This is a genomic window from Poseidonibacter sp., from assembly GCF_041821165.1.
GTDB lineage: Bacteria > Campylobacterota > Campylobacteria > Campylobacterales > Arcobacteraceae > Poseidonibacter.
This window is the reverse complement of sequence record NZ_JBGUES010000098.1, coordinates 1-8,431: the sequence shown is the minus strand read 5'-3', so window position 1 is coordinate 8,431 and position 8,431 is coordinate 1. Positions and strand designations below refer to the sequence as shown.

9 protein-coding genes are annotated in these 8,431 nt (G+C 26.2%); 4 read left to right on the top strand and 5 right to left on the bottom strand.

The window, feature by feature from the left end:
• Positions 1-89 precede the first annotated feature (89 nt).
• Genes ACERKK_RS08545 through ACERKK_RS08535 form a run of 3 tightly spaced genes read right to left on the bottom strand, consistent with a single transcriptional unit; the run spans position 90 to position 2,187 of the window.
• Positions 90-677 carry a hypothetical protein gene (locus ACERKK_RS08545; protein ID WP_373772661.1) on the bottom strand — a complete coding sequence of 196 codons (588 nt, stop codon included), beginning with the start codon at positions 675-677 and terminating at the stop codon, positions 90-92.
• A 9-nt stretch (positions 678-686) separates the two neighbouring features.
• The gene (locus tag ACERKK_RS08540; RefSeq protein WP_373772660.1) at positions 687-1,868 is read right to left on the bottom strand and encodes an FAD-dependent oxidoreductase; all 1,182 of its coding nucleotides are present in this window, start codon (positions 1,866-1,868) and stop codon (positions 687-689) included.
• Complete coding sequence (locus tag ACERKK_RS08535; RefSeq protein WP_373772662.1) at positions 1,861-2,187, bottom strand: hypothetical protein; 327 nt, start codon at positions 2,185-2,187, stop codon at positions 1,861-1,863. Before ACERKK_RS08535 ends, ACERKK_RS08540 begins: the two co-directional genes overlap by 8 nt.
• A gap of 145 nt (positions 2,188-2,332) precedes the next feature.
• On the opposite strand from ACERKK_RS08535, the gene ACERKK_RS08530 reads away from it, so the two are divergent.
• From ACERKK_RS08530 to ACERKK_RS08515, 4 genes are all read left to right on the top strand, one after another.
• Positions 2,333-2,950: a chemotaxis protein CheC gene (locus ACERKK_RS08530; RefSeq protein WP_373772659.1), complete on the top strand. Its 618-nt coding sequence runs from the start codon at positions 2,333-2,335 to the stop codon at positions 2,948-2,950.
• A gap of 1 nt (position 2,951) precedes the next feature.
• The gene (locus tag ACERKK_RS08525; protein ID WP_373772658.1) at positions 2,952-4,418 is read left to right on the top strand and encodes an ATP-binding protein; all 1,467 of its coding nucleotides are present in this window, start codon (positions 2,952-2,954) and stop codon (positions 4,416-4,418) included.
• 97 nt (positions 4,419-4,515) lie between these two features.
• Positions 4,516-5,373 (top strand): DnaJ C-terminal domain-containing protein, encoded by an 858-nt coding sequence (locus ACERKK_RS08520; protein ID WP_373772657.1) that lies wholly within the window; start codon positions 4,516-4,518, stop codon positions 5,371-5,373.
• An 11-nt stretch (positions 5,374-5,384) separates the two neighbouring features.
• On the top strand, positions 5,385-5,780 hold the full coding sequence (locus ACERKK_RS08515) for a heat shock protein transcriptional repressor HspR (RefSeq protein ID WP_373772656.1): 396 nt from the start codon (positions 5,385-5,387) through the stop codon (positions 5,778-5,780).
• Between the two features lie 16 nt (positions 5,781-5,796).
• Here ACERKK_RS08515 and ftsZ read toward each other — a convergent pair whose 3' ends face one another.
• Positions 5,797-6,927 (bottom strand): cell division protein FtsZ, encoded by a 1,131-nt coding sequence (gene ftsZ / locus ACERKK_RS08510; protein ID WP_373772655.1) that lies wholly within the window; start codon positions 6,925-6,927, stop codon positions 5,797-5,799.
• On the bottom strand, positions 6,927-8,333 hold the full coding sequence (ftsA, locus tag ACERKK_RS08505; protein ID WP_373772654.1) for a cell division protein FtsA: 1,407 nt from the start codon (positions 8,331-8,333) through the stop codon (positions 6,927-6,929). Before ftsA ends, ftsZ begins: the two co-directional genes overlap by 1 nt.
• Positions 8,334-8,431 lie beyond the last annotated feature (98 nt).

Here is an 8,431-nt window from a genome sequence, read left to right as displayed (position 1 = left end):
TAATGATTTTTTATAATTTAATTTTAGAATATTTTTGCAAAGTTAAAAAGGGAATAATTCATAACAGTTTCTTGACAATTTTTATTTATTTATTTTAATTGACTTAATAATAATTTAACTGACTTTTCTAATTCATCTTTAGTTAATCCATTTTCCATAGCACCCTCTTTTACAAATCCTTCTGCTATTTTTATTATTGATGAATCTTTTTTTACTTTAAATATAAAATACTTTGTTTGAGTATCATCATTTAAATTTAATGCGCTTATTAAATTGGCATTGGAATCATTAATCATAGGTATTTTTGAATTTAAATTTAGCTCTTCTAATTTTCCATCAACTGCCATTTTTTGAATAAACCATGGTGTTTTAGATATATTTGCAACCAATACTATATCTTTATCTACAAATGTTTTTAAACTTTCTATTAATGATAGTGCATCATGATTTAATATAATAATAAATTTTTCAGAATCTACTTGAAATATATTTTCTCTTTTTTCATATCCATTAATTCCAATTACTTCATAATGTGTTGGTAAAGATGATACTTTTAAACTATTATTTTTCAATGTTTCTGAAGATTTCTTTACACTATTTTGTTTTGGTGCTGTAAGATATACTAATAATCCAAATCCTATTATTCCTAAAAATACAATTTTTAATACATTTGCCATTTATTATTCCTATTTTTTATGTTTTTGTTTTTTTGCCCATCTTTTAAATAAACGATGAGTTGTAATAGTTTCATCAATTTTAGACTTGTTAATAATATTTTCTACTAATTGATTAGCTAAGTAAGGTGATAATACAAAACCTCTTCCACCAACACCATTTATAACATAAAGATTATCAATCATTTCTAACATTTCATCTTTAATATGTGTACCATTTATTAAATGAGGAAATTTTTCAAAACTCCTTTTTGAATCAACTAATTTACCAAGCATTGGAAAATAATCAGTACTAGAAGCTCTTGGGCCTATTTTAACATCTACTACTTTTATATCTTCAAGTTTTACAATATCATTTGCTAAATCAATTAACTTTAAAGAATCTTCATTTACTATACTCTTTGAATAGCAATTTGAACAATTCTTATTTAAATTTGCAACTTGAACACAATAATCACAAATATTCTTATCACAATCAAATCTATGATGAGTTGCACCTATTGATACTTTATAAATATTATCATCTATTTTAATTGCTTTAGATACAGAACATGCCTTATGGTAATTAATATCTGTACAAGAGCTTGTTAAAACATCAATTTTTTGTCCCCAAACTGCTCTTATATCAAAATACTCTTCTTTTATTAGTTTTGTATTAGCACCTGTTGTTAGAATTATATTTTTTGCTTTTATTTCTTTATTTATAATCCATGAATTATCTTCATTTCTATCAAACTCTTTTATTTCATAATTTAGTTTTTTATCAATATCTTTAGTTAATAATTCACATACTTCACTTGGATTTATTTGTGAACCTATTTCAAAAAAGTACCCATCATCTAAAACGGAATATTCAAAATCCATATAATCTTTATATGATTCAAACTTTTTTCTATCTTCATCATTTTTTGGAATTCTACAAACTCCACAATTACTTAATGATTTAGAGTTTATATCTTTATAAAACTGTGTAGAAAATTTTAATGATTTAGTAATTAAATCTTTAAAATTATTTGTTTTTCCTAAAAGTGGTGATAAAAAAGCACCAGCAGCTCCACTTGCACCAAAAGCTACTTTTTCATTTTTATCAATTAATAAAATAGATTTTGAGTACTTTGATAAAAAGTAAGCAGTACTACAACCAGCGATTCCTGCACCTATAATTACATAGTCATATTCTTCATATTTAGACATTTTTATCCAACTCTTCTAATAATTGATAATTAGGTCGCCAATAACCTCTTCCACCTCTTAAACTAATACATTTATAATCTGGAAATTTGTTTTTATAAAATTCTAATCTTGATTTTGTAGTTTTTCCTGTATCACAATAAAAAACAAAAACTGAACCTTTTGGCATTGTTTGCATTTCAAAAGGATTATAAACAATAGTTTCAATATTTTCTATTGGTTTTAAAATTGTATCAATTAGTATAACTTTTATATTTTTTTTCTGCAATTCTTTTGTATTTTTATATAATTCTTGTTGCGTCCACTCATCTTTTTCAAACATGTCTATTTGTTTCATCAAAAAATAACTCTTTCTAATACATAATTTGTTAAAATAACTTTGCAATGATTACTAAATAAGCCTTAATAAATTATCATAAATTTAAAAAGCAATGAAAAATTCAATAAAATACACAAATAGGTTATAAATGAACTCTCAGATTGTACTAAATGAAGATGAACAAGACTGCTTACAAGAACTTATGAATATCGCATATGGTTCAGCAACAGCAGCAATTACAGAAATACTTGATGCCTTTGCAACATTATCAATTCCTAAAATTAAAGTGATTGATACAAGTGATTTAAAACAGTATTTATCAACACAAATAAAAGTTAATTCTGATCACTTTGTTTCAATTCAACAAATAAATGGATTATTATCTGGTGAAAATCTATTTATAATTGATAGAGAGTCTTCAAATAATATAGCTTACAAATTTGGATTAGAAGAAGATGAAATAAACGATGATGAGTTATCAGATATTATTTTAGAGATTACAAATATCTTATCTTCATCTACAATAAGTACCCTTGCAAAAGAGATGGATACAAAAGTATCTTTTTCTCCTCCTGATGTAAAAGTCTTAGAATCAATTGATCAATTAGATAATCAATTTATTACAAAATATAAAAAAGTTATTATTATATCTACAGAATTAAATTTTAAAGATTTAAATATAAAAGGGGAACTGCTTATATTTACAACAGATAATTCAATTATGTTTATAAAGAAAGTAATTAATACAATGTTGGATGAATATTAAGATGAACGTAAATAAATTTGATTTAATATGTGATACTATCGATAATGGTGTTGTTTTAATAGATAGTGATTTAAAAGTTTATTTTTGGAATTCTTGGTTAGAAAGCAGAACAAAAATCACTTCAAGTGATATTATGGGTAAAAATCTTGATAGTTTTTTTCCTGAATTAAATGAAAAAAAATTAAAAAGAAAAATCAATACCTCTTTAAAATTAAATTCTCCAACTTTTTATAATACTAAAATTGATAAATTTTTAATAAATATAGAGTTAGGAAAAGTTACAGATAAAGTATTTGAAAATATGCAACAAGCTGTAACTATTACACCATATAATAAAGATGAAAATTTAGCAATTTTATATATTTATGATAATACGATGTTAAGAGAAACAAATCATAAATTAGAGTATGCAAATGAAGAGTTAGAACTACTATTAAATGCAACAATGGAATCTATTATTCTTTTTCATGATGATAAATTTATAAATTGTAATGAACTTGCATTGGAACTATTTAATTATAAATCAATAAAAAATCTTATTGGTAAAGATATATATTATTTTATAAATAAAACGTATAATTTAAAATCAATTAGTAATCATAAAAAACCAGTTGAAATATTAATTACACCTCATAATGCTAATTCATTTCCTGCATTAATAAAAATAAAAGATACAACAATCAATGATAAAAACTTTAAAATATTAACAGTTATTGATATTAGTGAATTAAAGGCAAAAGATAAACTTATTTCAGAGCAATCAAAAATGGCTGCAATGGGAGAAATGATTGGTAATATTGCTCATCAATGGAGACAACCTTTAAGTACTATATCAACAGCAGCATCTGGTATAAAATTCCAAAAAGAATTAAATATATTAACTGATAATATGTTTTCAGAAGCAATAGATGGGATTGTAAGAAATGCCAAGCATTTATCTCAGACTATTGAAGATTTTAAAGAGTTTATAAAAGGTGATAAGAAAAAAGTATTATTTAATGTAAAAACAAATATTAATAAAAACTTATCAATTCTGGAAGGAATGATAAAAAATGAATCAATTAAAGTAGTAGTTAATATTCCTGAGTATATTGAAATAATGAGCTATCCAAATGAATTAACACAAGCTTTTTTAAATATCATAAATAATGCTAAAGATGCACTAGTTCAAAATAAACATAAAGATGATTTAAGACTAATTATAATTGATGTAAAGAGTGAAAACAAGTCTGTAACTATAAAAGTTACAGATAATGCAGGTGGAATTCAAAAGAAAATTATTCATAATATCTTTGAACCATATTTTACTACTAAACATAAAAATCAAGGGACAGGACTTGGCTTATATATGACTCATCAATTAGTTAATAAAAACATGCATGGCAAAATTTCTGCAAAAAATACCAACTTTACTTATGATAATACCAACTATTATGGAGCATCTTTTAAGATAACTCTTCCTATATAATCGAGTCTGGGTACAACCTTGATTGACATTGACTCAAGTTTGTGATATAATTTCAACCTTATATTATATATATTATTACAAACTCACAGGATTATAAATGGCAAAAAGTTTATACGAAACACTAGAAGTTAGTGAAAATGCATCAGCTGATGAAATTAAAAAAGCATATAGAAAATTAGCTAGAAAATATCATCCAGATGTAAATAAAGATCCAGCTGCAGAAGAAAAATTTAAAGAAATAAATGCAGCATATGAAGTGTTAAGTGATCAAGAGAAGAAACTACAATACGATCAGTATGGAGACTCTATGTTTGGGGGTCAAAACTTTCATGACTTCGCAAGAGGACAAGGTTCAAACCAAAATTTAGATGATATCTTACGACAAATGTTTGGTGGTGGTCAAGGCTTCGGTGGAGGCTTTGGTGGCGGTGGATTTGGTGGTTTTGAAGAACCAGATTTAGATACAAATGCACAAATTAGTATTGATTTTAATACATCTATTTTAGGTGGAAAACAACATATTTCTTTAAATAGTGAATCATTTGATATTAAAATTCCTGAAGGAATTAAAGATGGTCAAAAAATTAGAGCAAAGGGAAAAGGTAAATCTTATCAAGGACAAAGAGGCGATTTAATTTTAAAAATAAATGTTTATGAAAGTGATGAATATGAAAGAGATGAAGATTCATTAACTAAATATTTTGATGTTCCTTTAAAAACTGCCTTATTTGGTGGAAAAGTTGAAATTGAAACTATTCATAAAACTATTACATTAAAAGTTCCAAAAAATACAAAACAAAGTCAAAAATTTAGAGTTAAAGAACTTGGTGTATTAAATAGAAAAACAAGTACAAAAGGTGATTTATATCTTAAAGCTAATATTGTTTTACCTAAAATCGAAGATTTAGATGAAGATTTAGTAAAAATACTAGAAGAAAAACTTCCAGAAAATTAATAAGGTAAATTATGGAAACAAACAGTTACATTGAACCAATTTTTTTAATTTCTGCTGTTTCAGAAATATTAGATATTCATCCACAAACTTTAAGACAATATGAGAGAGAAGGTTTAATTAAGCCTTCTCGAACAAATGGTAAAATAAGATTATATTCTCAAAAAGATATTGATCATATAAAGTATGTATTAACATTAACAAGAAAATTAGGTGTGAACTTAGCTGGAGTTGATGTGATTTTACAATTAAATAAAAAGATAAAAAAACTAGAAGATGATGTTCAAAACTACAAAAATAAAATCAAAAATACAAATAATCTATCTGTAGTTCCTGATACAAAAGCTTTAGTAGTTCAAAGAACATCTTTTGATATTGTTATTATTACAAAAGAAGAGGAAGAAGAGTAAACTCCCCTCTTTTCTTTTATAATTGATATTGAACTACGTAGTCTCTCATAAGAGGTGGAATATCTAAGTAATTTTCATCATCGGGGCTTAATGCAGGTTTATTTGCATCTTCATTTGATTCTAATAACTCTTCTTTCTCATCATTTTTAGATTCAAACCCAGTAGCAACAATAGTAATTTTTACTTCATCTGTTTCTAAAGTTCTATCAGAAGTTGTACCAAAAATGATTTCTGCATTTGAATCCATTCTATCATTTATAGTTCCCATAACATCATTAATAGCAAATAATGAAACTTGAGGATGAATATTAAAGTGAATTAAAATACCTTTAGCACCATTTAAAGATACCTTATCTAATAATGGAGAATCAATAGCATCTTCTAAGGCTCTTTGCGCAGCATTTTCACCTTTAGCTTTTCCAATACCCATTAAAGCCATACCCTTATGTTGCATAATAGTTTTAACATCAGCAAAATCGGTATTAATATCAGAATTACCTGGATTTAAAATCACCTCACTCATTCCATTTACTGCTTGAAATAAAATATTATCAATAATTTTAAAGGCATCTTTCATTCCAACATTTTCATCAATTATTTCTAATAATCTGTCATTTGGAACAACGATAATTGAATCACTTACTTTTTTAAGTTCTTCTAATCCAAGATTTGCTAACCCTGCTCTTTTTTTACCTTCCCATGTAAATGGTTTAGTAACAACAGATACAGTTAATGCACCTATTTCTTTAGCAGCCTTAGCAATAATAGCAGCAGCACCAGTTCCTGTACCACCACCAAGTCCAGCAGCAATAAAAATAATATCAGCGCCTTCTAAAGAGTTTTTAATATCTTCATAAGACTCAACTGCTGAATCTCTACCAATTTCTGGTTTCATTCCAGCACCAAGACCCTTAGTTAGTTTAATTCCTAACTGAATCTTTTTTGGAGCTTTTGATATATGAAGAACTTGTAAATCTGTATTTGCAGCAATAAGATCTATTTTTTGAGAGCCTTCTTTTATCATGTGGTTAATCATATTACAACCACCACCACCAACTCCAATTACAGCAATTTTAGCAATATTATCTGTTAAAACTTTATTTGGCATATCTACTTTTATATCATCTACTTTAAACAAATTATCCATTAAAACCACTCCGATACTTTACTCCAAAATTTCGACACACTATTTTTCTTTTGTTTAGCTAAAGGTGTCAAAATTGCAGGGTTGTCATTTAATTCATTTCTTGCTTGTTGCTCATTAGTTAAATTTGCATTAGCACTTGTATTTCTATTTACATTTGTATTATTTTGGAAATTTGGAACCATCTCTTCTTGAACTTGATTTTTCTTAATTGGTTTTACCAATTTTTTATTAGAATCTAATTCATAACTTCTTGTTGTATCTAAAGAGTATAATAATAATCCTACAATTGTACACATAGCAGGATCATCAAAACTTAAATGTCCATTTTTAATATTTCTTGGATTTGATAATGTAATTGGTATAGCTTCATAAATTTTTTCTGCTAGATTTTTTACACCTTCAAGTTTACTAAGTCCTCCAGTTATTACAACTCCTGAACCTGCATTATCTAATATTCCAACTTTTTTAAGTTTGTTTTTTACTAAAACTAAAACTTCTTCAACTCTTGAATGAATAATCGTTTGGATATAATCAAGAGCTATTTCAGAAGTTGATTCTTCATCACCAATTCTTGGTATCTTAACTTTAGCAACACCTAAGTCACTATCAGTTACATAACTTTTTGTTAAAGAACCATATTCAGTTTTAATTCTTTCAGCAGCTAATGGTGGAGTATGTAACATTACAGATAAATCATTTGTAATATGATTTGAACCAACTGGTATAAATCCATTATAAATTATTGAGTTACCTTTATAACATACATATTCTGTTGTTGTAGAACCCATATTAATTACAGTTGCACCAAATTTCTTTTGTTGGTAATCAAGTACAGAAATTGCAGAAGCATAACCATCTAATACAAATTTAGCTTCTTCTATACCAGAAACTTTTAGTGCTGATTTTATATTTGTAAGTGCTGTTCTTTTTGCAGTAACAATATAAACAGATACTTCAAGTCTTGAACCATTCATATTTAAAGGATTATCTACTTCAACAGAATCATCTACTTTAAAATAAATTGGCACAACATGAACTACTTCATATTCAGGCACGATTGTTGCATTATAAAGTGCCATTTGCATTACTTGATTGATTTCTGTTTCTGTAATTAATCCATTTGGTACATTTACAGAACCTGAACTTCTTATACTTTTTGTATATGAACCAGATATTGAAACAACAGAAGCATCTATTTGATCAAAACAGCTTCTTTTAGCTAAACTAACAGCATCATTGATAACCTTTGAGGCTTCTTCAATGTTGATGATTAGTCCTTTTTCAATACCTTCACTTTTTTGAATACCAGTTCCAAGAATATTAATATTACTTTCAAGATCATGCTTTGCAATTACTGCTGTAATATTGTATGAACCAATATCAATTGCTAAGATAGTGTTACTCAATTATTATTCCTTTTCTTGAATTAATGATTGTATTTCGAATGTATTTTCAAGTCTTTTTACTAAATTAACCATTAGTTCTTGATTTATTAATTGTGATA

Bases quoted from the DNA above. Each gene is read 5' to 3' on its own strand.
- ACERKK_RS08525 (WP_373772658.1), top strand. From the start codon at position 2,952: ATGAACGTAAATAAATTTGATTTAATATGTGATACTATCGATAATGGT.
- ACERKK_RS08520 (WP_373772657.1), top strand. From the start codon at position 4,516: ATGGCAAAAAGTTTATACGAAACACTAGAAGTTAGTGAAAATGCATCA.
- ACERKK_RS08545 (WP_373772661.1), bottom strand. From the start codon at position 677: ATGGCAAATGTATTAAAAATTGTATTTTTAGGAATAATAGGATTTGGA.
- ftsZ (WP_373772655.1), bottom strand. From the start codon at position 6,927: ATGGATAATTTGTTTAAAGTAGATGATATAAAAGTAGATATGCCAAAT.
- ACERKK_RS08535 (WP_373772662.1), bottom strand. From the start codon at position 2,187: ATGTTTGAAAAAGATGAGTGGACGCAACAAGAATTATATAAAAATACA.
- ACERKK_RS08540 (WP_373772660.1), bottom strand. From the start codon at position 1,868: ATGTCTAAATATGAAGAATATGACTATGTAATTATAGGTGCAGGAATC.
- ACERKK_RS08530 (WP_373772659.1), top strand. From the start codon at position 2,333: ATGAACTCTCAGATTGTACTAAATGAAGATGAACAAGACTGCTTACAA.
- ACERKK_RS08515 (WP_373772656.1), top strand. From the start codon at position 5,385: ATGGAAACAAACAGTTACATTGAACCAATTTTTTTAATTTCTGCTGTT.